Origin of the sequence: Haloferax sulfurifontis, from assembly GCF_014635105.1 — an archaeon.
Lineage (GTDB): Archaea > Halobacteriota > Halobacteria > Halobacteriales > Haloferacaceae > Haloferax > Haloferax denitrificans.
In genome coordinates this window covers 1-24,919 of record NZ_BMCI01000002.1, presented here as the reverse complement: position 1 = coordinate 24,919, position 24,919 = coordinate 1, and the positions used below count along the sequence as shown (strand labels likewise).

The window sequence follows — 24,919 nt, the reverse complement described above, 5'->3', positions numbered from 1 at the left end:
TCAGAAGTTCACCGCCTCACGAATACCTTCTTCGACGCGGGCGACCGAGGGGAGGTAGTAGTCCTCCAGCGCGTACAGCGGGTACGGCACGTCGTAGCCCGCGACGCGCTTGACCGGCGCTTCCTGGTAGAGTAGCGCCTCCTCCTGAATCGTCGCCGTGATTTCGGCGCCGAGGCCGCCGTTCTTCGGGGCCTCGTGGACGACCACCGCGCGGCCGGTCTTCTTGAACGACTCGACGATGGTCTCGCGGTCGAGCGGCGAGATGGTGCGGATGTCCACGACCTCGGCGTCGATGCCCTCGTCTTCGAGGTTCTCGACGGCTTCGAGCGTCGGGCGCGTCATCGCGCCGAAGGTGAACACGGACACGTCCGTGCCCTCGCGGCGGACGGCGGCCTCGCCGATGGGGACCGTGTAGTCCTCCTCGGGGACCTCGCCGCGGAACGCCCGGTAGATGAGCTTCGGTTCCATGAAGATGACCGGGTCGGGGTCGCGGATGGCGGAGATGAGCAGTCCCTTCGTGTCGTACGGCGTCGAGGGGATGACGACCTTCAGGCCGGCCTCGTGCGCGTAGAACATCTCCTTGGACTCCGAGTGCGACTCGGGGGCGCGGATGCCGCCCCCGTAGGGCGCCCGAAGCACCATCGGGAGCGTGTAGCGGCCGCGAGTGCGGTTGCGGAACCGCGACATGTGGCTCACGATTTGGTCGAAACCGGGGTACATGAAGCCGGAGAACTGAATCTCGGGGACCGGCTTCAGCCCCATCGCGGCCATGCCGACGGCCGTGCCGACGATGCCCGATTCGGCCAGCGGCGTGTCGATGACGCGGTCGTCGCCGAACTCGTCCCACAGTCCCTCCGTGGCCCGGAAGACGCCGCCGTTCTTGCCGACGTCCTCGCCCATGACGAGCACCTCGTCGTCGAGGTTCATCTCGGTGTAGAGACCGTCCCGTACCGCCTGCACGATGGTGAGGTTCTGACTGCTCATTCTCTGAGGAATCCTTCGTCGCCGAACTTCTCGCGGAGCGCCTCGAACTCCTCGTACTGTGCCTGAATCTCCGGGGTCCGCTCGGCGTAGGCGTAATCGAACATCTCGCTCGGGTCCGGACGCGGGTCGGACTCGGCCGCCTCGATGGCGTCGGCGACCCGCTGTTTCACGTCTTCTTCGATGGACTCGACGGTCTCGTCGTCGATGCGGCCCGTCTCGCGGAGGAACGACTCCAGCCGCGGAATCGGGTCTTTCGCCTTCCACTTTTCGACCTCGTCGTCGTCGCGGTAGACGGTGGGGTCGTCGGCGGTCGTGTGCGCGCCGAAGCGGTACTGGACCGCCTCGATGAGCGTCGGGCGGCCCTCGCCCTCGCCGGGGTTCTTCGCCTTGTCGAGCGCCGCCTTCGTCACGGAGTAGACCGCGAGCGGGTCCATCCCGTCGACCTGCACGCCGTCGATGCCGTAGGCGGTCGCCTTCTGCGCCAGCGTCTCGGCGGCGGTCTGTCGCTCCCGCGGCACCGAGATGGCCCACTGGTTGTTGTTACAGAAGAAGACGTTCGGGGTGTCGAAGACGCCCGCGAAGTTCAGTCCCTCGTGGAAGTCGCCCTCGGAGGTCGCGCCGTCGCCGAAGTAACAGATGACGGCCGTGTCGTCCTCGCCGCGGAGCTTCTTCGCCCACGCCGCGCCGGTCGCGTGCGGAATCTGCGAGGCGATGGGGACCGCGGGCGGAAAGAGGTTCACGCCCTCGGGCATCTCGTTGCCCTTCTCGTGGCCCATCCAGTACAGAAGCGTCTGCTTCAGCGGGAGGCCCCGGAGCAACGACGCGCCGTGTTCGCGATAGCTCGGAACCATCCAGTCCTGTTCGTCGAGCGCGAGCGCGCTCCCGATCTGTGCGCCCTCCTGTCCCGACAGCGGCGGATACGTCCCCATCCGCCCCTGTCGCTGGAGACTCACCGCCCGCGTGTCGAAGTGCCGGGCGAGACGCATGTAGCGGTACATCTCGACGAGCGTCTCGTCGTCGACGTCGGGGACCTCGCCGACGACGGTCCCGTCCTCGTCGAGCACTCGTACCTGGTCCTGCGGGTCGCGTTGAAGCACGCTCACGGGAGAACCCTCCTGTTCATGGCAAAATCGACACCCGCCGGCGTTATATTGTTTTCGTATATAATTTACTTTGGCTCGGAATATTGCGGTTCGCGTCGTGCTATGTAAACTCACGCGGGGTAAAATTGGACATTTTCGCTTCTAAACGATTCTTCCTGACGTTCATTAGTGTGAACCCACACATCGCCGAGAAATAATCGGAAATATCGACAGCATTGCAGGACTGTTTCGGGGCGGGCGCGGGGTCAGACCCGGATGTCGGACCCGGGTGGCTGAGTCGCGCGGACGGGGGCGGTACGGCGGACGCAGTCGGTGCGTCGCGGCGGCCGCGACCTACTGTCCGGCGGCCGCGCGGGCGGCCTGCCGCGCCTCCTCGACGCTCGACCCCTCGCGGAGGAGCGCGTCCACGAACAGTTCGCCGGCCTTGTACGACGACCGGACCATCGGGCCGGACGCGCAGTAGAGAAAGCCCAGTTCGTCCTCCGCGACGCGCCGCCACGTCTCGAAGGCGTCGGGGTGGACGTACTCGAACACGTCGAGGTGGCTCCGGGAGGGCTGGAGGTACTGGCCGAACGTGACGATGTCCACGTCGGCCTCGCGGAGGTCCGAGAGGGTCTGGTAGACCTCGTGGGCGTGCTCGCCGAGGCCGAGCATGACGGAGGTCTTCGTGTGAATGTCGGACTCGTCTGTCACCTGCTGGAGCACCGAAAGCGACTGCTCGTAGCCGGCGCGGCGGTCCCGAATCGGCCACTGGAGGCGCTCGACGGTCTCGATGTTGTGGGCGATGACGTCGGGGCCGGCGTCGATTATCTTCCGGACGTGCTCGGGGTCGCCCTGGAAGTCGGGAATCAGCACCTCGACGAGCACCTCGGGGTCGCGGCGCTTGATTTCGCGGATGGTCTCGGCGAAGTGGGCCGCGCCCTGGTCCGGCAGGTCGTCGCGGTCCACGGAGGTCAACACGACGTAGTCGAGGCCGATTTCGGTCACCGCGTCGGCGACGTTCGCCGGCTCGTCGGGGTCCAGCGGCTCCATCCCGCCGGTCGTCACGTCGCAGAAGTTACACCCGCGCGAGCACCGGTCGCCCATGAGCATGAACGTGGCCGTGCCGGGGCCGTCGCGGCCGCTCCAACACTCACCGAGGTTCGGGCAGTTCGCCTCCTCGCAGACGGTGTTGAGGTTCCGGTCCCGGAGCGTCGATTTGATATCGGTGAAACGCCGGCCCGATGGCGGTCGCATCTTCAACCAGTCTGGCTTCCGCCGCGTGCGCATAGGCAGTTCTTGCGGGGCGACGGGCAAAAACGTGAGGATTGGTCCGCCGTCTGTCGGGTTGCCGACGGTATTGCCCGCTCAGACGAGCGAAACCGCGTCTCTTGTTAGTCTCCCCTCCGTCAACCACGTTCCGCGCTATCACGCCTTGTTCAGAATCGTTCAAACAGACACTACCTTCATGGAAAACGAAACGTTCGGGTCGAATATATCACGACTTTCCATCAAACAGCATGTACAACCGTGCTAGATGTATCACATAACTGAAAAACTTATATCCGAGTAAAGACTTCTATCGAGTATGAACTGGAAACACCGCCGCAACATGACCAAAGCCGAATCGAAGAAGCACGAGGCCACCGCGGGGACGAACTGGTCGTTCATCGCCGCGCTCGCCGGCGCCGCGTAAGCGCCCCGGCGCTTCGGTCCCCGAATCAATCCTCCCCCCTACCACCCACCAACCTCGGCCCTCCACCCACAACACCCCGCCGCGTTCCGCCGGAACGCCCCACCACCCACCAACCTCAGCCCCTCCGTTTTCCGCTCGTTCGACACCCGCGAGCCGCCGCGCCGGATGGAGAAACGCCTTTCCCCACGGACGACTCGGCTTCGTGTATGACGCTCGTCTTCGTCTCGTCCCCGACGCCAGCGCGCACCCGGAGGTGCGCCCAGTGAAAGTCGCCGAGGCGGTCCCCGAGTTCGCAGACGCCTTCGGGTTCGAGGAGTTCAACCGGATGCAACGCGAGGCGCTCCCCGCCATCCTCGACACCGACCACAACGTCGTCGCCTCCGCGCCCACCGCCAGCGGGAAAACGGCGCTCGCCGAACTCGCCATCTGTCGGACCCTCCGCGACGAGGGGACGGCGCTTTTCATCGCCCCGCTCCGCGCGCTCACCACCGAGAAGGAGACTGAGTGGGAGCGCTTCGAGGACCTCGGCTACTCGGTGTACGTCGTCACCGGCGAGCGCGACCTGAACCCCCGGCGGGCCGCCCGCGCCGACATCCTCGTGATGACGCCCGAGAAGACCGACTCCGCGACCCGGAAACACGACTCCGCGCGCTACTCGTTCATCGAGGACGTGGACTGCGTCGTCATCGACGAGGTCCACCTGCTGGATTCGGAGACCCGCGGCGGCGTCCTCGAAGTCACCGTCTCGCGGATGCGCCGCATCTGCGACCCCCGCATCGTCGCGCTGTCGGCGACCATGCCCAACATCGACGACGTGGCGGCGTGGCTCGACGCGCCGGACGAGACGACCTTCGAGTTCGGCGACGACTACCGCCCGGTCGACCTCCACGCGGGCGTCAAGACCTACTCCCACGGGGAGAACTCCTTCGCCGACAAGTACCGCCGGCTGTACCGGGCGTTCGACCTCGCCGAGCCGCACATCCGCGACGGCGGCCAGTCGCTCGTGTTCGTCTCCTCGCGGCAGGACGCCGTCCGCGCGGCCGCCAAGGCCCGCGACGAACTCGCCAAGCGCGACGTGCCCATCGGCGCGCGCGGCGACTACGACTTCCACAACGAGGCCAAAGAACTGAGCAACGATTCGCTCGCCAAGGGCGTCTTGGACGGCGTCGGCTTCCACCACGCCGGCCTCTCGCGGGACGACCGCGAGGCCGTCGAGGAGTGGTTCAAGGAGGGCAAGATTCAGCTCCTGTTTTCGACCTCGACGCTCGCGTGGGGCGTGAACCTCCCCGCTCGCTGTGTCGTCATCCGCGACACGAAACACCACGACCCGCTCGAAGGCGAGGTGGACATCTCGCCGCTCGACATCCTCCAGATGCTCGGCCGCGCGGGCCGCCCCGGCTACGACGACGTGGGCTACGGCTGGGTCGTCTGCGACCGCTCGGACCAGAACAAGTACCGCCGCCTGCTCCGCGAGGGCAAGGAAATCGAGTCGCGCCTCGCAGAAGACCTCGACTCGCACCTCAACGCCGAAATCGCCATGGGGACCATCCGCGACCTCGACGACGTCATGTCGTGGCTGGAGACGACGTTCTACTACCGGCGGGCGCAGTCGAACCCGGCGGCGTACGACTTCGAGGACCTCCGCGAGCGCGTCCGCGACGTGCTCGACCGCCTCGTCTCCCGCGGCTTCGTCGAGATGGACGACGACCTCTCCATCGACGCGACCCCGCTCGGGCGACTCACCTCCAAGTACTACCTCCGACTCGGGACCGCCTCCCGCTTCGCCGACCTCGCGCAACGGGACCGCATCACCGCCGACAACGTCCTCGAAACCGTCGCGGGCGCGGCCGACTTCCGGCAGGTATCGGCGCGCCAGTCCGAGGTGGACGCCGTCGACTCGGTGCTGACGGGCGTCTCGACCACGCTCGAAGACGGCCCGAAGAAGGTGCTCGCCATCCTCCACGCCAGCATGGCGAACTCGACGCCGAGCGAACTCCGGAGCGACGCGTGGGTCATCAAGCAGAACGCGCTCCGACTCCTCTCGGCGCTCCGCGAGTTCCTCGACACCTTCGCGGACGCCCGCGCGGCCAACCTCGCGAGGCGCGTCGAGGCCCGCGTCGAAAACGGCGTCAGTCGCGACGCCGCGGCGCTCACGGCCGTCGACGGTATCGGTCCCGGCCGCGCGCGAAAGCTCGCGACCGGCGGGCTCTCCACCCCGGCCGACGTGGTCGACGCCGGCGTGAAAGAACTCACTCGCGCGGGCCTCTCGCAGGGCGTCGCCGAGCGCGTCATCGAGAGCGCGAAAGACCTCCCCGCGCCCGAAATCGACTGGGGCGACTTCCCCGAGTCGGTCGCCCGCGGCGAGAGCGACATGCACGACATCCGGGTGCGAAACGACGGCGGCGGCGGCTCGGTCGGCATCCGCGTCACCGTCAACGACGTGGAGATGTCGGCGAAGACGTGCTATCTCTCGGACGAGGAGACCGTCCCCGTCGGCGTCTTCGGCGCGACCGACGACGAACTGGAGTTCGTCGTAGAGGTCACGTTCCCCGACCTGCCGATGCTCCCGATTCGGGAGTCGCGGACGGTTCGGGTCGAATAGCGGAAACCGCGGGGTCGGTCGGGTTCTGACTGTTTTCGGTCGCGTTTCCCTTACTCCTCGCCGAGCAACGCCGCCCGCAACTCTTCCGGCCCGTCGACGATTTCGTCCGCCTGCGAGAGGTCGAGGTCGGCGTTCTGCCCGCCGCGGTAGGCGATGGTGTACGCGCCGGACCGCACGGCCGCTTCGATGCCGTTTATCGAGTCCTCGACGACGACGCAGTCCTCGGGGGCGACGCCGAACTCGGCGGCGGCGTGCTCGTAGATGTGGGGTTCCGGCTTGCCGGCCTTGTCGATGTCCTCGGCCGAGAGCACGAGGTCGAGGGGGTCGAGGTCGAACCGCTCGCGGACGGTCGAAATCCAGTCCTGCGGGGCCGACGAGACGATTGCCAGCTTCTTGCCCGCCGCGCGGAGGTCCGAAAACAGCTCCTCCGCGCCGTCCATCAGGACCACGTGTTCGCCGTAGACGCTCTCTGAGTTCTCGTGGTACGCCGCGATGAACTCGTCTTTCGTGACGGTCGTCCCGTACGTCGCGTCGAGGTAGTCGTATATCTCGCGGAAGTTCATCCCCGTTATCTCCTCGTGGTCGGGGTCGCCGGACTCGATGGCGTCGGCGAACACCCACTCGTCCTCGAAGGCGTGCCAGTACTGCTCGGAATCGACTAACACTCCGTCCATGTCGAACAGCACGACGTTCGCGTCCATGGTTCGCCCTCGGCCGCGGCCGACCAAAGAGCTTCGTTCCGCGGCATGCCCGGAGAACCCTCGCACGTAGGTTCAAATCGGAACCCGGAACCACCCCGCCGCATGGATTCGATACGCGTCTTCGCCGGCGACTGCACCGTCAGCTTCGAAGGCTCCCGCGACCGCACCCAGCGCGGCCGGGTCGTCGTCGTGGCCAAGCCCGACCGAACCGTCCTCGTCCACGACGCCGGGGGCTACCAGCCCGTCGCGTGGCTGACCCGCGCCGACTCGCTGACCGTCGAGTCCGGGCCGGGGTCGTTCGGCCTCGTGGCCCGCGCCGGCGACCAGACGCTCACCGTCGAGTCGAACGACGTGGCCGGCCGCGCCGAGTACCCCGCGAGCGACGCGGGCGTCCCGGTCGGCTCACATCCCGACACCGGCGACCCGCTCGTCAGGACGAACGGGGCCGTCGTCGCCCTCGACTCGGGAACCGAGTACCGCCTGCCGGCGGGCGCGACCGTCCTCGACGAGACCTGTGGCGACTGCGGCCTGCCGCTGATGCGCGTCGAGCGCGGCGCGTCGTTCGAGGTCTGTATCGACCGCCGGTGCGACCCGCTGGACGACCGCGTGAAGGACCGCTTCGACGGCGAGTGGTCGTGTCCGGACTGCGGGTCGCCGCTCCGAGTCATCCGGCGGAGCGGCCGTCTGCTCGCCGGCTGTGACGCCTACCCCGAGTGTGAGACGGCGTTTTCTATCCCCGCGGGCGTCGTCGTCGACGACTGCGACTGCGGCCTGCCGACGTTCGAGACGGGTCGCGGCCGGCGGTGTCTCGACTCGACCTGCGAGGGCCGATGAGCCGAGACGAGGGGCGACGGGCGTGGCCCCGTCGCTGGCGACACGGCCGGCCGAGCGGGCGCATCCACGGACGCACCCCGCGACGAGCAGACGGTTGCGGCGGCCCCGACGTTCCCGCGCGCCGACCCGCCGCCGGCATCGCAGACCCTTTGTCGTCCCCGCGCCCCGATTCGGGTATGCAAGGACGCCTCGAAGACGGCGTCGTCCACCTCCCGGGCGACGCTCGACAGCGGTTCCACGACTCCCGCGGCTACGGGAGACCCACCGGCGGCGACGATCTGGAGGTCGCGCCCGTCGAGGCCGCCCACCTGCTCTCGCGGGACGACATCGACGGCGTGGACGGGATGGGCCTGCGCGAACTCCTCGCGCGCACCGGGACCACCCTCGACTTCGTCGTCTACAAAGACCTCCGCGACCGCGGGTTCTACCTCTCGCCCGCCCGCGAGGGCTGGCCCGGCGTCGACGACGCCGCGGGCGCTGATTTCCTCGTCTACCCCCGCGGGAAAGGCCCGTGGGACGGCGAGGTCGAACACCGCGTCCGCGTCGTCGGCGAGCGCGAGTCCATCCCCGTCTCGTCGCTCGGCGAGGTGGTGCTCGCCATCGTCGACGAGGACGGCGACCTGACCTACTTCGACACCGAGGGCTACTCCCCCGAGGGGACGGCGGTCGAGGACCTCCCGACCGACCTCGACGCCGAACTCCTCTCGGACCGCGCGCTCGTCTGGGACGGCGTCGACCGCCTCTACCAGCGCGGATTCTTCGGCCAGCGCCTGTACGGCAGAAACGCCGACAGCGGGCCGCTCCAGCTGTCGCTCCTCGAAGCCGCCTATCTCGCCCGCGCCGACGCGCTCGCCATCGACGAGGCCGACGTGGTCTCCCGCGGCCGCGACGTGGAGGGCGACCGATTCGACCGTCGGCTCGCGGTCTACGCCGCGCTCCGGGGGGCCAAGACGGTCCCCAAGAGCGGCTTCAAGTTCGGCTCGGACTTCCGCGTCTACACGGAGTTCGAGTCGGTGTCGGACCTCTCGCACTCCGAGTTCCTCGTGCGCGTGGTCGCGCCCGACCACACGTTCGTCCCGCGGGACCTCTCGCTCGACGTGCGCCTCGCCGGCGGTGTCCGCAAGCGAATGGTTTTTGCGCTGACCGACGACAACGGAGAGATAGACTGGCTTTCGGTCAGTCGGCTCACGCCATGACAGACGACGAACCCGCGGAGCGCATCCGCACCGATGGAGGCACAGCAGAGGGAGCAGATGACGTCGCCCTCGACCCGTGGGGCTCGTCGACCGTCTCCGACTACCGGAAGCTGTTCGAGGAGTTCGGCATCGAGGAGTTCGACGAGGTGCTCGACGAGGTGCCGAACCCGCACTACCTGATGCGCCGCGGGGTCATCTTCGGCCACCGCGACTACCGGCCGGTCCTCGACGCCATGCGAAACGGCGACGACTTCGCCGTCCTCTCGGGGTTCATGCCGACGGGCGACCCCCACATCGGCCACAAGCTCGTCTTCGACGAGATAATCTGGCATCAACGGCAGGGTGGCGACGCCTACGGCCTCATCGCGGACATGGAGGCCCACTCCGCCCGCGGCATCCCGTGGGACGAAATCAACGAGCACAGCCGCGACTACCTGCTGTCGCTCATCGCGCTCGGGTTCGACCCCGAGGCGGGCGAACTCTACCGACAGTCGGACAACGACCGCCTCCAGCGGCTCGCGTTCGAACTCGGCGGGAAGGCCAACTTCTCGGAGTTCCAGTCCATCTACGGCTTCGACGGCGAGACCAACGTCTCGCACATGCAGTCGGTCGTCACGCAGATGGCCGACATCCTCTACCCGCAGTTGGACGACCCCAAGCCGACGGTCATCCCGGTCGGCCCCGACCAGGACCCCCACGTCCGGTTCGCCCGAGACCTCGCCACCCGGATGCGATTCTTCAAGGTGACCGAGGCGTTCGCGAGCTTCGAACTCGCGGACGCCGAGCGCCCGCTCGTCGCGGCCGCCCACGACGCCCGCGAGGAGTACGCCGAGGACGCCGACGTGCCGCGGTGCGGCGAGGCGGCCGAGTGGCTCGCCGACGCCGACCTCGACGCGGCCGGCGTGCTCGTCGCCGAGTCGGTCCGCGAGTCCGCGGTCGAGAAGCTCGAAAACGCCGGGATGGAACCGCTCCGCCCGCGGATTCGATTCTTCGCCCGGCAGGCCACCGACGAGGCGTTCGAGGCGCTCATCGAGGACATCGAGGGCGAAAAGCGCCGGTACGACCAGCACATCGACGCGTTCGACGTGGGGGTCGACGAGGCCGAGGAACTCGCCCGCGAGGTCGAGGCCCACCACGGCGGCTACGGCTTCATCCCGCCGTCGTCCATCTACCACCGCTTCATGACCGGCCTCACCGGCGGCAAGATGTCGTCGTCGATTCCGGCGAGTCACATCTCGCTTCTCGACGCGCCCGAGGAGGGCTACGACAAGGTGAAGTCGGCGACGACCGGCGGCCGCGACACGGCCGAAGAACAGCGCGAACTCGGCGGCGAGGCCGACAAATGTCCGGTGTACGAGCTGTACGCCTACCTGCTGACGGGCGACGACGACGAACTCGCCAAGGAGGTCTACGACGAGTGCGTCGGCGGCGAGCGCCTCTGCGGCGGCTGTAAGGAGCAGGCGGCGACGATGATGCGCGAGTTCCTCGAAGACCACCACGAAAAGCGCGAGGAGGCCGAAGAGGTCCTCGACTCGCTGGACATCGACTTAGAGACGGAGCGACGCGGCGTTGCCGCCGAACATTAGTGAGGCGGGAGTTCGTGGCGGTTGAAAGCCGACACGGCGTTGCCGCCGAACACTAACGAGGCGGAGACACTAACGACCGCTCACAACCCCACTTCTTCTCCGACGCTTCGCGCGATCGACTTCTCGTAGAGGTACTCGGCGGTCGCGGCGTCGAGCACCGCCGAACCGACGCTCTCGACGACCAGAATCTCGTCGGCGTCGTCGCGGCCGGCGTCGCCCTCGAAGACGGCCGAGAGCGGAATCAGGTCGGACTCGTCGAGGTCGGCCCCGCGCACGTCGCCAATCTCGGCAACCTCCTCGGGCACGTCGGCGAACACCCGCGCGGCCCGCTCGAACGTCTCGGCGTCGAGTTCCCGCGTCTCGGGCGTGTAGGCACCGACGGCGACGACGAGCGTTCCGGGGGCGAGCCACGAGCCGTCGAACACCGGCGTCTCGCTGGTCGTCGCGGTGACGACGACGTTCGCGCCGGCGACGGCCGCCTCGGGGGAGTAGACGGCCTCGGCGGGGAGACCGTCCTCGCGGAGGTCGGCGGCGCACGCCTCGCGGGACTCGCTGGGGGAGTAGACCGCGACCGACTCGACCGCGGAGCCGACGGCGATAGCGCGGCTCTGCCAGCGGGCCTGCGCGCCCGCGCCGAGGACGCCGAGCCGAATCGGGTCGCCCGCGAGGTACTCCGCGGCGAGGCCGCCGATACAGCCCGTCCGGGCGCTGGTGACCGTGGTCCCGTCGAGGAGCGCGAGTGGGAGGCCGGTCGTCGCGTCGGTGAGGGCGACCTGCGCGTTCACCGTCGGGAGGCCGCGGGCGGCGTTCCCCGGGTGGACGGCGGCGAGCTTCGTCGCGTACACCTCGCGGCCGTGGATGTACGCCGGCATGGTGAGACCGGTGCCGAGCGGGCCGTCCCGCTCTGTCGGTTCCTCTCCCGAGCCTGCGACTCCCTCGCCGCCGGTCCCGTCCCGAACCCTGTCGATGTCGATGCCGACCGGAAAGTGCGGCCGCGGGGGGCGTTCGACCTCGCCGCGGCCCTGCTTGACGAACGCCTCCTCGACGACCGGAAACAGCTCCGCGAGCGAGAGTAACTCGCCGACGGCGTCGGCGGAGAGAATACGGACCATACCCTGACTACTCTCCGCGGCCGCGTGAAAATATTGTTCCTCGACAGTATGTGACAGACACACTCATGTCGGTGGCGAATCAGACGAGACCATGCACGTCCTCATCGTCGGCGGCGGGGTCGTCGGACTCGCCTGCGCCCACGCGCTGGCCGGCCGCGGGGCCGAGGTCACCGTCTGCGAGGCGGGGACGCTCGGCGGCGGCAGTACGGGTCGCGCGGCGGGCGGCATCCGAACGCAGTTCTCGACGCGCGTGAACGTCGAACTCTCGCTCGCCAGCGTCCCCGTCTGGGAGTCGTTCGCGGACGACTTCGGCGTCGATATCGACTACCGGCGCTCCGGCTACCTCTTTCTCGCCCGGACCGAGGAGACCGCCGCGGCGTTCCGGGAGAACGTCGCCATGCAGACCGAGGCCGGTGCGCCGAGTCGCGTCCTCTCGCCCGCGGAGGCCGCCGAGTACCTCCCGGAACTCCGAACCGAGTCGTTCGTCGCGGCGACCTTCTCGGCCGCGGACGGCGTCGCCGACCCGCATTCCGCGGTACAAGGCTACGCGGACGCGGCCCGCGCCGCCGGCGTCGATATCCGGACGAAGACGCCGGTGACCGACCTCGCTCGCGTCGGCGACGGCGGCTCCGACGGCGGTTTCGACGACGGTTCGGCCGATGCGGTGGCCGCTCCCGACGCCGGCGGCTGGCGCGCCGAGACGCCGGACGGTTCCATCGACGCCGACGCCGTGGTCGTCGCGGCGGGCGCGTGGTCCGGCCGGGTCGCTTCGCTCGCCGGCGTCAACCTCCCGCTTGCGCCGCGCCGCCGGCAGATAGCCGTCGTGGAACCCGAGGGGGACCTCCCCGCGGACGCCCCGCTCACCATCGACCTCGACACGGGGGCGTACTTCCGCCCGGAGCGGGAGGGGACCGCCGTTGTCGGCGGGCACTTCTCGGAATCGGACCCCGACGTGGACCCCGACCGGTTCGACGAGTCGATGGACGTCGAGTGGGCGGTCGAGGCGACCGAGCGGGCCGACGACGCCGCGGCCTACTTCGGGCCGGAGACGCGGATTCGAAACGGCTGGGCCGGGCTGTACGCCGTGACGCCCGACCACCACGCGATTCTGGACGCGGTCGAACCGGGTCTCGTCGTCGCCGCGGGCTTTTCGGGCCACGGCTTCCAGCACGCGCCCGCGACCGGCGAGGCCGTCGCTGACCTGTGTCTCGGCGAGGACGCCTGCGAGGTGGACGTGTCGGCGCTGTCGCTCGACCGGTTCGAATCGGGCGAGACGCTCCGCGAGCGGAACGTGGCCTGAGAGGGACCGAGAGAAGCCGACGCCGCGTTACGCGCTCATATCGACCACGGCGCGGAGTTCGCCGAGTTCGCGGACGGGGTCGGCGACGTCGCGCGACGCGAGGACGCGAAAGCCGGTGTCGCCCGCACGCTCGCCCTCGCCTCTGTCTTCGACGACGCGGTAGGTCAGTTCGCCGTCGTCGAACTCGTAGGGCGGCGCGGCCCGGACGAGGACGGCCTCGACGTCGTCTCTGTCGTCCGGGCGGTGCGGGGGTTTGACGATGAGCGACGCCTCGTGGCCGAGGCGAATCGCCGAGAGAGTCGCGTCTAGGTCTCGCATTCGTCTTCGCCGTCTCTCGGTCGGCCGGTACCAAGAACGTATCTGCGCTCGGAGTGACTCGGCGTGGACGCGCAACGCTTTTACTCGGCACTCACAATCGGTCGCATATGGCATCCGAGCCCGAACGCGGGGCGCGAGCGAGCGAACCGACCACCGACGGGTTCGGATTTTTCTTTCTGACCGCCTGAGGTCGGCGGACTCCGGCCGGGCGTCACCGCGCCCGCCGGACGAAACCGACCCCGCCGGTCAGCCCCGCCAGCGCGGCGAGGCTTCGAAACTGCTAACCGACCACCAGACGGCTAACGCCACAACGAACCAGATGCGACTTCCGGAATCACAGGTCGCGGTGTTGAACGCCGCGAGCGCCACGGACGAACGAACGATTGCACAGCTCGCGGAGGCGACGGACCAGAAGCCCGAGACGGTCACGGGCGCGGTCTTCGACCTCCGCGACGAGGGACTCGTCTCGGTCGCCGAGACCACCGAGGAGTCCGTCGAACTGACAGACGAGGGCGTCGAGTACGCCGACGAGGGCCTCCCCGAGGTCCGTCTCTACCGCGCCGCGCTCGACGCGGGCGACGGCGACGCGGTCCCGATGGGACAGGTCATCGGCGCGTCCTCCCTCGGCGGCCCACAGGTCGATATCGCGCTGTCGAACTTCGCGCGCAAGGGCTACGGACACATCGACTCGGGCGAACTCGCCCCCGACGCGGACGCCGACCCCGACGCCGACGAGGAGGCCGCCGCGCTCGCGGCCCTCGACGCGGGCGAGTCCGTCGACGGCGACGTGCTCGACCAGCTCGAATCGCGGAACCTCGTGGTCCGCCACGAGCGCACCATCCGCGCGGTCACCCTCACCGACGAGGGCGTCACGGCGCTGATGGAGGGCGTCGAGGCGGCCGAGACGGTCGACCGCCTCACCCCCGAGATGCTCACCTCCGGCGAGTGGGAGGACGTGGAGTTCACCGAGTACAACGTCGAGGCCGACGCGCCCGAGGCCCGCGGCGGCAAGAAGCACATCCTCCGGCAGACCGCCGACCGCGTGAAGGACGTGCTCACCGGCATGGGCTTCGCCGAGATGGAAGGCCCGCACGCCGACGCGGACTTCTGGATTAACGACTGTCTGTTCATGCCGCAGGACCACCCGGCGCGCACCCACTGGGACCGCTTCGCCCTCGACGTGCCGCCGATGGAGGACATCCCCGAGGACCTCATCGACAACGTCCGCGACGCCCACCTCAACGGCGTCGGCGAGGACGGCGACGGCTACCACTCGCCGTGGTCCGAGGACTTCGCGCGGGCCATCGCGCTCCGGGGCCACACCACGTCGCTGTCGATGCGCTATCTCTCCGGTCACGAGGTCGGCGAGTTAGAGCCGCCGCAACGGTACTTCTCGGTCGAAAAGGTGTACCGCAACGACACGCTCGACCCGACGCATCTCTTGGAGTTCTACCAGATCGAGGGCTGGGTGATGGCCGAGGACCTCTCGGTGCGCGACCTGATGGGCACCTTCGAGGAGTTCTACTCTCACTTCGGCATCACGGACATCCAGTTCAAGCCGCACTACAACCCCTACACTGAGCCGTCGTTCGAGCTGTTCGGCCGACACCCCGAGACGGGCGAACTCATCGAGATAGGGAATTCGGGGATGTTCCGCGAGGAGGTGCTCCGCCCCCTCGGCGTCGAGTGCGACGTGATGGCGTGGGGCCTCGCCTTAGAGCGCCTGCTGATGCTCATGTACGGCTTCGACGACATCCGCGACGTGCACGGAACGCTGTGTGACCTCGACCTGCTCCGCGAGACGGAGGTGCTCAAGTAATGCCCGTAGTCGACGTTCAACCCGACGAACTGCGCCGCCTGACCGGCCACGAAGACAAGTCCGACGAGGAGTTCAAAGACGACCTGTTCGCGCTCGGACTGGAGTTCGAGGGCGTCACCGACGACGGGGCGTTCCAACTCGAATTCGGTCCCGACCGCCTCGACCGCCTGTCGGTCGAGGGCGTCGCCCGCTCGCTTCGCTACCAGTACGGCGACGCCCGCGGCGTCGCTGTGCCGAACACGAACGACCCCGACTGGACCTTCGTCGTCGACGACGACGTGCCAGACGAGCGCCCCTACGTCACGGGTGCGGTCGTCCGCGGGGTCGACTTGGACGACGCCGCGCTCGACTCGCTCATCCAGTTGCAGGAGAAGCTCCACGCGACGATGGGCCGAAAGCGCGCCAAGGGGGCCATCGGTATCCACGACCTGACGATGCTGAAAGGCGACGTGCTCTCGGAGAACGCCTCCGGCAACTCCATCACGTACACGGGTATCGAGCCCGACGGCGACACCTTCGTCGCGCTCGACTCCAACGACGAACTCACGCCCGCCGAGGTGCTCGAACAGCACGCGACGGGCCGGAAGTACGCCGACCTCGTGAGCGAGTACGACCGCTACCCGGCCATCTACGACGAAATCGGCCTGTTCTCGTTCCCGCCGGTCATCAACGGCCGCCGGACCGAGGTCTCGACGGACTCCCGCGACCTGCTCGTCGAACTCACCGGCACCGACCAGTGGACCATCGACCGGATGTGCAACATCATCTGCTACGCGCTGGCCGCCCGCGGGGCGACCATCGAGGAGGTCGAGGTCCAGTACGAGACGGGCACCGTCACGAAGCCCGACTTCGAAGTCGAGACGAAACACGTCTCTCACGACCGCATCGAGACGGTCCTCGGCGTCGAGTTGGAGCTGGACGAGGTCATCGACCTGTTCGAGCGCTCCGGCCTCGACGCGAACGCCGAACTCGGCGAGGAGACCGTCTACGAGGTCTCGATTCCGCCGTACCGCGTGGACGTGCTCCACCCGCTCGACCTCGTCGACGACGTGGGCCGCGCCTACGGCTTCAACGAACTCGAACCGCGCTACCCCGACGTGGGGACGGTCGGCCAGCGCCACGAGCGCTCCCGACTCGAAGACGCCGTCCGCACCTCGCTGGTCGGCCTCGGCTTCGAGGACCTGCTTAACTTCCACATGATTTCGGAGGGGGAGAACTACGAGCGCATGGGTGTCGAGGTCGGCTCCGAGTATCTCGGCGGCGGCGAGCCCGCCTCCATCACCGAACCGTACAGCGAGGACTACACCATGCTCCGGACGTGGGTGCTTCCCTCGCTGACGATGGTGCTGGAGAACAACACCCACCGGGCGTACCCGCAGGACCTCGCGGAAATCGGCCACGTGGCCCACCGCGACGACGACGAGAACACCCGCGTCGCCGAGGCCCGCCACGTCGCGGCCGTCCTCGCGCGCCACGACGCGACCTACGAGGACGCGAAGGCCCGACTCGCGGCGCTCTGCCGCGACTTCGACGCGGAACTGGAGACGCCCGCGACCGACCACCCGTCGTTCATCGACGGCCGCACCGCCGCGGTCGTCATCGACGGCGAGGAAGTCGGCGTCGTCGGCGAACTCCACCCGAAGGTCATCGTCGACCACGACCTCGAACTGCCGGTCGCGGCGTTCGAGTTCGACCTGTCGGCGCTGGCGTAGGAGTTTCGGCGGTCGTTTTTGGTCCAGATTTTTGCGTGACGAGCGGAGCGAGTCGCGGAAAACGGTGGGCCCCAGACCTGTCGGCTTTGGTACAGGTGCTCGGGGATATTTTTGATGGTCTACGAACCGAAATCGGATAACTTGAGGTAATTTAACGACGCAAGTAATTCTTTTCGTGCATTTGGTCAGAACGCGATAGAAACCTTTAGGACGCGAGTCGCCGGATTTATCGTATGAATGATTATGATGTACGCCGCGAGACGCTGGCGGTGACCCACGGCGAGCGCGGGCAGGCCCCGGCTCCGGGCGTCGAGGACGTCGTCGTTCCGGTCCATCTCTCGTCGACCTACGCGGTGCCGAGCATCGACCCCGACGCGGACTTGGAGACGCTCGACCCCGACGCGGGCGAGTACCTCTACTCGCGGCTGTCGAACCCGACGCGGAACGCGCTGGAACACCGGCTCGCGGCGCTCGAAGGCGCTGAGCACGCGCTGGCGTTCGTCTCCGGCACGGCGGCCATCGCCGCGACGATGACCGCGGTGGTCCGGCCGGGCGACCACATCGTCGCGTTCGAGGACCTCTACGGCGGGACGAAGACGATGCTCAACCGGCTGTTCGCCGACCGGCTGAACGTGGACGTGTCGTTCGTGGACGCCACCGACCCCGAAAACGCCGCGGCCGCGATGCGCGAGGAGACCGCGCTCGTCTGGATGGAGACGCCGACGAACCCGCTCATGCACCTCTGCGACATCGAGGCCATCGCGGCCATCGCCGACGAGGGCGACGCGGTCTTCGGCGTGGACAACACCTTCCTCAGCCCGCAGTTCCAGAACCCGCTTTCGCTCGGGGCCGACGTGGTCGTCCACAGCACCACGAAGTATCTCAACGGCCACTCCGACTCCATCGGCGGCGCGGTCGTCACCGACCGCGAGGACGTACTGGAGGAGATTACCTTCCTCCAGCGCGTCGGGATGGGGTCGATGCTCTCGCCGTTCGACTCCTATCTGACGCTTCGGGGCATCAAGACGCTCCCGCTACGGATGCGCCAGCACGAGGCCAACGCGATGGAAATCGCCGAGTTCCTCGACTCCCACGAGGCCGTGACGCGGGTACTGTATCCGGGGTTGGAGTCCCATCCGCAACACGACCTCGCGGCCCGTCAGCAGTCGGGTTTCGGCGGCGTGCTGTCGTTCGAACTCGACACCGACCTCGACGGAACCGCCGAGTTCCTCGGCGAACTCCGGGAGTTCCCGCTGGCGGTCAGCCTCGGCGGCGTCGAGAGCCTCATCGAGCACCCGGCGACGATGACTCACTCGCCGCTCTCGCAGACCGAACGCGACGCGCTCGGCATCTCGGACTCGCTGTTGCGGCTGTCGGTGGGCGTCGAGCACGTCGACGACCTGCGCTCTGACCTCGCGTCGGCGCTTTCTGTGCTGTAGGTAGTCACGGCTCGCGCGGCCGAATTCCGTCCCCTCGGGCACTTAACCGAGGCGTTTAACAGTCCGCCCGGCTGTAGGTACGCCAACGCAATGCCGAGCGGAGAATACGATCCGGAAACCGTCGAGGCGAAGTGGCAAGAGAGGTGGGTCGACGAAGACCTGTACGCGTACCCGGAGCGTGCGGTAGACCCCGACACCGTCTTCTCTATCGACTCACCGCCGCCGACGGTGTCCGGGAGCCTCCACTGGGGCCACGTCTACGGCTTCACCCTCCAGGACTTCGTCGCTCGGTTCAACCGGATGCGCGGCGACGAGGTGTACTTCCCGTTCGGCTACGACGACAACGGCATCGCGTCGGAGCTCCTGACCGAGGACGAACTCGGAATCAAACACCAGGACTACGAGCGACGCGAGTTCCAGAAGCTCTGCCGCGAGGTCACCGCGGAGTACGAAGGGGAGTTCACGGAGAAGATGCAGAACCTCGGCATCTCCATCGACTGGGACCAGACGTACCAGACGATTTCGCCCGAGGTCCAGCGCGTCTCCCAGCTCTCTTTCGTCGACCTCTACGACAAGGGTCGGCAGTACCGCCAGCGCGCCCCCGCCATCTGGTGTCCCGAGTGCGAGACCGCAATCTCGCAGGTCGAGACCGAAGACGACGAGCAGGGCTCGCACTTCCACGACATCGAGTTCGGCGTGGCCGAGTCCGAGGAGTCGTTCGTCATCTCCACGACGCGACCCGAACTGCTCCCCGCCTGCGTCGCCGTCTTCGTCCACCCGGACGACGACGACAACGAGCACCTCGTCGGGCAGGAAGCGGAGGTTCCGCTGTTCGGACAGCGGGTTCCCATCCTCGAAGACGAGCGCGTCGACCTGGAGACCGGCACGGGTCTCGTCATGTGCTGTACCTTCGGCGACCAGACGGACATCGAGTGGTATCAGGCCCACGACCTGCCGCTCCGCGTCGCCATCGACGAGTCCGGCACGATGACCGAGGAGGCCGACGACTACGCCGGGCTCTCCGCCGACGAGGCGCGGGAGGCCATCGTCTCCGACCTCGACGACGCCGGGGCGCTCCTCGACAAGCGCGCCATCACGCACACGGTCAACGTCCACGAGCGGTGCGGCACGAGCGTCGAGTTCCTCGTCAAAGACCAGTGGTACATCAAACTGCTCGACAAGCGCGAGGAGTACCTCGAAGCCGGCGAGCAGATGGACTGGTACCCCGAGAAGATGTTCACGCGGTACAAAAACTGGATAGAAGGCCTCCAGTGGGACTGGGCCATCTCCCGACAGCGCTCCTCGGGGATTCCGTTCCCCGTCTGGTACTGCGAGGACTGCGAGCACGTCGTCGTCGCCGACCGCGAGGACCTGCCGGTCGACCCGCTCTCGGACGACCCGCCGGTCGACGCCTGTCCCGAGTGCGGCCACGACGAGTTCGCCGCCGAGGACGACGTGTTCGACACGTGGGCGACCTCGTCGCTCACGCCGCTCATCAACGGCGGCTGGGACTGGAACCCCGAGACGGAGGCGATGGAACTCGACCGGCCCGAACTCTACCCGTTCGACATGCGCCCGCAGGGCCACGACATCATCTCCTTTTGGCTGTTCCACACGGTCGTCAAGTGCTACGAGCACACCGGCGAGGTCCCGTTCGACAGCGTGATGATAAACGGGATGGTCCTCGACGAGAACCGCGAGAAGATGTCGAAGTCCGTCGGTAACGTCGTCTCGCCCGACGAGGTCTTAGAGAAGTTCCCGGTCGACGCCGCCCGCTACTGGGCCGCCGGGAGCGCCGTCGGCGACGACCTGCCGTATCAGGAAAAGGGCCTCGTCGCGGGCGAGAAGCTCATGCGGAAGCTCTGGAACGCCTCGAAGCTCGTCGAGAGCCTCACCGAGGACGCGCCCGCCGAGTTCGACCACGACGACCTGAAGGCCATCGACCGCTGGCTTCTGGCCTCGCTCGACCGCGAGCTCGGGTTCGTCACGGAGAAACTGGAGAACCGCGAGTTCTCGAAGGCGCGCGACCGCCTGCGGAGTTTCTTCTGGCACACGTTCTGCGACGACTACCTCGAAATCGCCAAACAGCGCGTCCGCGAGGGCGACGACCCCTCGGCGGCCTACACGCTCCAGACCGCCCACAAGCGGTTCCTGACCTGCTTCGCGCCCATCCTCGCGCACGTCACGGAGGAGCTGTGGCGCGACATGTACGACGAGGCGAGCGTCCACGACCAGCCGTGGCCCGAACCGCTCGGCCTCGACGCCGACGTCGCGGCCGGCGAGACGGCGATGGCCGTCGTCGGCGCGCTCCGCAAGTACAAAAGCGACAACCAGCTCTCGATGAACGCCTCCGTCGACCTCGTCGAAGTGTACGGCGACATCCACGGCTTCGAAGAAGACGTGAGCGGCGTCATGCACATCGAGGAGCTCGAACTGCTCGACGAGGAGCCCGAAATCGAGTCGGTCGTCACCGGCGTCGACCTCGAGTACTCGCTCGTCGGCCCCGAGTACGGCGCGCAGGTCCCGGACATCGAGGCCGCCCTCGAAGACGACGACTACGAGGTCGAAGACGGCGTGATGCACGTCGCGGGCGTCGAACTCGCCCCCGAGATGTTCACCATCGAGGAGTCCCGCGAGTACGTCGGCGACGGCGACATGCTCGAAGCCGGCGACGCTATCGTCATCGTCCAGCACGCCGACTGAGGCGGTTCGGTCGGTTTCGGTTTCGTTTTTCTTTCGGCAGTCGGTCGCTCAGCTGACCGCTCGTCAGTCGCCGTTGCCGGACGCCGCTGGTTCGGGCGCGGCTTCGGTCGCAGTCTCCGTTTCGGCCCCTGTCTCGCGCTTGAAGGCGTCCAGCACCGCCGCCGCGTCTTCGACGTGGGGAACCGTCATCGGGTGGTTCGCGTTCGCATCGTCGGTGCGAGCCTCCTCGGGGTCGGGGACGGTGAGTCCCACGTCGGGACTCGTGTCCACGCCGGTCTCGAACCGCACCGTCTCCGTGCCGAACAGACGGTCGACGGCGTCTGCGGACACGCTGACGTCGGTGACCGCGTCGCGTTCGAGGCGGGCTTGGGGTTCGTCCAACAGCGCGTCGTGGACGACGAGTACGTCACCGTAGCTCCGGAACTCGACGGGACCGGAGGCCAGATAGCGCGAGGCTCCCCGGAGGGTCCCGAACGCGGCGGCGAGGGCGAGCGGTGCGAGCGCGAACGCCCACGCGCCGAAGAAGACGAGCGCGGCGGCGACGCCGTAGCACCACAGCACGCCGCTGGTGACCGTGTACCGGAGGCTTTGGTAGGCCGCATCGGTGATGGCGACCGCGCGGGCGGGCGTGGTTCGATAGGTCGGCGCTCTTTTCGGCTCCTCGACCGGAACCGGTTCTATCTCGGTCTCCTCGCTCCCGTAGAGGCGGTAGAAGACGCCCCGCTTTTCGCTCCGTTCGAGTTGGAGCGCGCGGAGGTCGTAGAGGAGTTTCAGGCCGACGAGGACCACGAGGAACACGTCGTTTTCGAGTTCGACGGCGAACGGGCCGAAGACGAACATCAGCAGTCCGACGGCGAACAGGAGCTTGAACGGGGGAAGCAACACCGACCGCGCGGAGTGGTCGCGGTAGCCGCCCGCCGCGAAGTAGCCGGTGAGCGTTTCGACGCCCCGTCCGACGAACACGCCCACGCCGCCCAGCAGGATTTGCCCGGCGACTTCGTCGGTGACGACCGGGTCGGTCAGGCCGAACGCGACGAAGGCGACGGCGAGTTCGAGCGGGACGAGCAGGAACGCCGCGATGAGGAGCGTCGGGACGTTCCGCGGGTAGCACTCCGGGAGGGGACCGGGGAGCGAAACCGACCCTCGCTTGGCCTGCAACGGGCCGAACAGCCGGTCTCCGTCGCCGATGGTGTTGTTGGGGCGCTTGGCCGCGAAGGGTATCTTCACGAGCGTCCAGCACAGCACGGCGGCGATTTCGGCGACGAACACGCCGAAGAGCGCGGCCGGTGCCCAACCGAGGAACAGGACGCCGACCGGCGCGACGGCGTTCGAGGCGAGGACCGCGAGCACGCCGGAGTCACGAGTGGAGGGCGGGCGCACGTCTTGTCAAGCGACTGGCTCGAAAATTAGTCTTCGGTTCGACACCGATGCGCGGGCGGTCGGTTCTCACCTCGCGGTGAGCGGTCGTCGCGGACGACGCTACAGCCCCGACCCGACGGCGTCGGTCACGTCGTCGAAGCCGTCGCGGTCGAGCAGGTCGAGGAGGCCGCGGTTGATGTCGCGGGCGATGGACGGCCCCTCGTACACCATGCCCGTGTAGAGTTGGACCATCTCGGCCCCGGCGCGAATCTTCCGGTAGGCGCTTTCGGCGTCCGAGACGCCGCCGACGCCCACGACGGGCACGTCGGTCCGCTCTGCGATGAAGCGAATCATGTTCGTTGCCTCGGCCTCGATGGGCTTGCCGGAGAGGCCGCCGCGCTCGGCCCGGTTCGGGTTCCGCAGGGTGTCGGGCCGCGAGGTGGTCGTGTTGCTGGCGATGACGCCGTCGAGCCCGAGGTCGTCGACGACTTCGAGCGCGTCCTCCACGGCGGGGTCCGGGAGGTCCGGCGAGAGTTTCACGAGAAGCGGGTCGGCACCGGCGTCGACGAGCGTCCCGAGAATCGCTTCGAGGGAGTCGCGATTCTGCAGGTCGCGGAAGCCCTCGCTGTTGGGACACGAGACGTTGACGACGAAGTAGTCCGCGCCGTCGGCGACGCGCTCGTAGGTGTAGCGGTAGTCCGCTGGGGCCTCCTCGGTGGGCGTCACCTCCGAGAGCGCGAGGTTGACGCCGACCGGGATGTCCGGGTGCGGTCCGGCGGCGAGGCGCTCTCCGACCGCGTCCGCGCCCTCGTTGTTGAGGCCCATGCGGTTGATGAGCGCCTCGTCTTCCGGGAGGCGGAACATGCGCGGCCTCGGGTTTCCGGGCTGGGGCTCCGCGGTGACGCCGCCGACCTCGACGTGACCGAAGCCGAGCGCCGAGAGGACGGTCGGTATCTCGGCGTTCTTGTCGAAGCCCGCCGCGACGCCGACCGGATTCGGGAAGTTGAGGCCGAACGCGCGCGTGGCGAGCCGGGGGTCCTCGACGCGGTAGCGCCGCTCCAAGAGCGGTTCGACGGGCGTGCCGCGAGCGGCCGCGAGCAGTCCGTGGATGGTCCGGTGAGCGGTCTCGGGTGGGAGCGAAAACAGGAGCGGCTTGGCGAGTCGGTAGGGATTCATTGCTGTCTGTCGGGCCTTCCGCTGGGAGTGAGTCGGTTCGAGACGATGCGGGTCACGCGCTTAGAAGTCGTGTTCGACCTGGTCTGGGTCCGCTTTCTGGATGATGATTTTGCCGTCCCGCACGCGGACGAACACCTCGTCACCGATCTCCATCCCGGCGACCGCGAGTTCGTCTTCGTGGAGGTTGACGTGGACGTTGTGGTACTCGCCGTTCTCGTCTTTGGCGCCACTCGGACTGAGCTTCTTTTTCCGGACCATCTGGGGGTCTATCCGTTGGTTCGCCGCAGGGGATACATAAGTGTTGTCTCCGTCTTCCCGTGGAGTGGTGATTTTCGCCGCAACCGGACCGTCTCGCAGGGAAACCCGTCGCTACTCCGGTGAGGGTTGGCGCCCCGACAAATCGGTCGAGTTTATAAGCAACACGGCGTCGTCGGTCGAAATTCGTCGATATATTTATCATGTGCCATGTGGTTCATTGGCATAGAGGTGGAAAATCATGGTACGCGAGGACGGTAAGCGAAACTTCGTGCTCCGAGAGGAGGACGGTACAGAGACGAGTGTGTTTTCGGGCAGTATGCCGAGGCAAGCGGCGCTCAAGGCGGCCCGACGACTCGACCCCGCCGGGTCCGAGGACGAGGCGAAGTCGGACGCAGTCGAGATTCGACTCCGCGAGAAGGGGACTGACAAGGTCCACATCTTCGACGCGTGGGCGTGGAACAGCAGTGCCCCCGAGGACAAGCCCGGCTGGATGGAGGGGAAAATCACCAAGGGGAACGTCTCAAAGAGGGGTATCGAGCACCTCGACGAGTAGCGCGACCGGCGCCATGCGCCATTATCGAGCACCTCGACGAGTATAGCGCGACCGGCGCCATGCGCCATTATTCTCAGCGTGCGTACGCACGCGTAGCACTACGGGTCGTAGAGCAGTCGATACGCCTTTCAAACAGCGCCACCAGCGTCTGCTTGCGCGACCGACACCCGGTCAGACCGAACGTACGACGCGTGGGATGACCGACCGGCCTCCAGTCGCGCGATACCTGTTCCTCCGAGAGTCATCGTTCACCGCCGACAGTCTGTCATTATCTTATGAGTAATCTCGGCATGAAACCGCATGACGTAGCGCCATCGGTTCGACGGCCTTTTATGTATCCCCGGCATTCGGACTAATGCGAAGAAGCGCACGGGGGCACTCCCCCCGAACGCTTCCACCGAACGCCCCGACCCCAAGGTCGTCTGGCGCTCACCGGGATGACACACCTTCCCGGGGGTCGCCACGATACGACGGCCTTAAGTGGTCCAA

At 67.6% G+C, this 24,919-nt stretch carries 19 protein-coding genes; 10 read left to right on the top strand and 9 right to left on the bottom strand.

Features of this window, described 5'->3' with window-relative positions:
• From IEV64_RS04505 to lipA, 3 genes are all read right to left on the bottom strand, one after another.
• On the bottom strand, positions 1–984 hold the full coding sequence (locus tag IEV64_RS04505) for an alpha-ketoacid dehydrogenase subunit beta (RefSeq protein ID WP_004968684.1): 984 nt from the start codon (positions 982–984) through the stop codon (positions 1–3).
• Positions 981–2,087, bottom strand: coding sequence for a pyruvate dehydrogenase (acetyl-transferring) E1 component subunit alpha (gene pdhA, locus IEV64_RS04500; RefSeq protein WP_007274705.1), 1,107 nt, complete (start codon positions 2,085–2,087; stop codon positions 981–983). The genes IEV64_RS04505 and pdhA overlap by 4 nt, the downstream gene beginning before the upstream one ends.
• Positions 2,088–2,420: 333 nt before the next feature.
• A complete protein-coding gene (gene lipA / locus IEV64_RS04495) occupies positions 2,421–3,356 on the bottom strand; it encodes a lipoyl synthase (RefSeq protein ID WP_049896178.1) in 936 nt (311 codons plus the stop codon).
• Between the two features lie 668 nt (positions 3,357–4,024).
• On the opposite strand from lipA, the gene IEV64_RS04490 reads away from it, so the two are divergent.
• The gene (locus IEV64_RS04490; protein WP_188423277.1) at positions 4,025–6,364 is read left to right on the top strand and encodes a DEAD/DEAH box helicase; all 2,340 of its coding nucleotides are present in this window, start codon (positions 4,025–4,027) and stop codon (positions 6,362–6,364) included.
• Positions 6,365–6,414: 50 nt separating this feature from the next.
• Here IEV64_RS04490 and IEV64_RS04485 read toward each other — a convergent pair whose 3' ends face one another.
• Complete coding sequence (locus IEV64_RS04485) at positions 6,415–7,065, bottom strand: HAD family hydrolase (protein ID WP_007274708.1); 651 nt, start codon at positions 7,063–7,065, stop codon at positions 6,415–6,417.
• Between the two features lie 102 nt (positions 7,066–7,167).
• Between IEV64_RS04485 and IEV64_RS04480 the strand changes: the two genes are divergently transcribed.
• From IEV64_RS04480 to IEV64_RS04470, 3 genes are all read left to right on the top strand, one after another.
• Positions 7,168–7,899 carry an Sjogren's syndrome/scleroderma autoantigen 1 family protein gene (locus IEV64_RS04480; RefSeq protein ID WP_188423276.1) on the top strand — a complete coding sequence of 244 codons (732 nt, stop codon included), beginning with the start codon at positions 7,168–7,170 and terminating at the stop codon, positions 7,897–7,899.
• A 176-nt stretch (positions 7,900–8,075) separates the two neighbouring features.
• On the top strand, positions 8,076–9,095 hold the full coding sequence (gene endA, locus IEV64_RS04475) for a tRNA-intron lyase (protein WP_007274710.1): 1,020 nt from the start codon (positions 8,076–8,078) through the stop codon (positions 9,093–9,095).
• On the top strand, positions 9,092–10,681 hold the full coding sequence (locus tag IEV64_RS04470) for a tryptophan--tRNA ligase (protein WP_188423275.1): 1,590 nt from the start codon (positions 9,092–9,094) through the stop codon (positions 10,679–10,681). Before endA ends, IEV64_RS04470 begins: the two co-directional genes overlap by 4 nt.
• A gap of 80 nt (positions 10,682–10,761) precedes the next feature.
• On the opposite strand, the gene IEV64_RS04465 is transcribed toward IEV64_RS04470, so the two are convergent.
• Positions 10,762–11,793, bottom strand: coding sequence for an ornithine cyclodeaminase family protein (locus IEV64_RS04465; RefSeq protein WP_188423274.1), 1,032 nt, complete (start codon positions 11,791–11,793; stop codon positions 10,762–10,764).
• A 91-nt stretch (positions 11,794–11,884) separates the two neighbouring features.
• Here IEV64_RS04465 and IEV64_RS04460 point away from each other — a divergent pair, with 91 nt between their 5' ends.
• Positions 11,885–13,093 carry an NAD(P)/FAD-dependent oxidoreductase gene (locus IEV64_RS04460; protein WP_188423273.1) on the top strand — a complete coding sequence of 403 codons (1,209 nt, stop codon included), beginning with the start codon at positions 11,885–11,887 and terminating at the stop codon, positions 13,091–13,093.
• Positions 13,094–13,120: 27 nt separating this feature from the next.
• Here the strand turns inward: IEV64_RS04460 and IEV64_RS04455 are convergent, their stop codons facing one another.
• Complete coding sequence (locus tag IEV64_RS04455) at positions 13,121–13,411, bottom strand: hypothetical protein (protein ID WP_004968674.1); 291 nt, start codon at positions 13,409–13,411, stop codon at positions 13,121–13,123.
• Between the two features lie 319 nt (positions 13,412–13,730).
• Here IEV64_RS04455 and pheS point away from each other — a divergent pair, with 319 nt between their 5' ends.
• The 4 genes from pheS to IEV64_RS04435 all read left to right on the top strand — a co-directional run bounded on the left by pheS (position 13,731) and on the right by IEV64_RS04435 (position 21,084).
• Positions 13,731–15,230 carry a phenylalanine--tRNA ligase subunit alpha gene (gene pheS / locus IEV64_RS04450; protein ID WP_007274714.1) on the top strand — a complete coding sequence of 500 codons (1,500 nt, stop codon included), beginning with the start codon at positions 13,731–13,733 and terminating at the stop codon, positions 15,228–15,230.
• On the top strand, positions 15,230–16,942 hold the full coding sequence (pheT, locus tag IEV64_RS04445; protein ID WP_188423272.1) for a phenylalanine--tRNA ligase subunit beta: 1,713 nt from the start codon (positions 15,230–15,232) through the stop codon (positions 16,940–16,942). Before pheS ends, pheT begins: the two co-directional genes overlap by 1 nt.
• 233 nt (positions 16,943–17,175) lie before the next feature.
• Positions 17,176–18,381: a trans-sulfuration enzyme family protein gene (locus IEV64_RS04440; protein WP_188423271.1), complete on the top strand. Its 1,206-nt coding sequence runs from the start codon at positions 17,176–17,178 to the stop codon at positions 18,379–18,381.
• Positions 18,382–18,471: 90 nt separating this feature from the next.
• On the top strand, positions 18,472–21,084 hold the full coding sequence (locus IEV64_RS04435; RefSeq protein ID WP_188423270.1) for a valine--tRNA ligase: 2,613 nt from the start codon (positions 18,472–18,474) through the stop codon (positions 21,082–21,084).
• A 63-nt stretch (positions 21,085–21,147) separates the two neighbouring features.
• Here the strand turns inward: IEV64_RS04435 and IEV64_RS04430 are convergent, their stop codons facing one another.
• The 3 genes from IEV64_RS04430 to IEV64_RS04420 form a co-directional block, all read right to left on the bottom strand.
• Entirely contained in the window at positions 21,148–22,464 is a 1,317-nt protein-coding gene (locus IEV64_RS04430; RefSeq protein WP_268237476.1) for a DUF6498-containing protein, read from the bottom strand.
• Between the two features lie 99 nt (positions 22,465–22,563).
• Complete coding sequence (locus IEV64_RS04425) at positions 22,564–23,619, bottom strand: quinone-dependent dihydroorotate dehydrogenase (RefSeq protein WP_188423269.1); 1,056 nt, start codon at positions 23,617–23,619, stop codon at positions 22,564–22,566.
• A gap of 60 nt (positions 23,620–23,679) precedes the next feature.
• Complete coding sequence (locus IEV64_RS04420; RefSeq protein ID WP_004044784.1) at positions 23,680–23,877, bottom strand: hypothetical protein; 198 nt, start codon at positions 23,875–23,877, stop codon at positions 23,680–23,682.
• A 238-nt stretch (positions 23,878–24,115) separates the two neighbouring features.
• Here IEV64_RS04420 and IEV64_RS04415 point away from each other — a divergent pair, with 238 nt between their 5' ends.
• A complete protein-coding gene (locus tag IEV64_RS04415; protein ID WP_004968662.1) occupies positions 24,116–24,430 on the top strand; it encodes a non-histone chromosomal MC1 family protein in 315 nt (104 codons plus the stop codon).
• Positions 24,431–24,919: the final 489 nt, after the last annotated feature.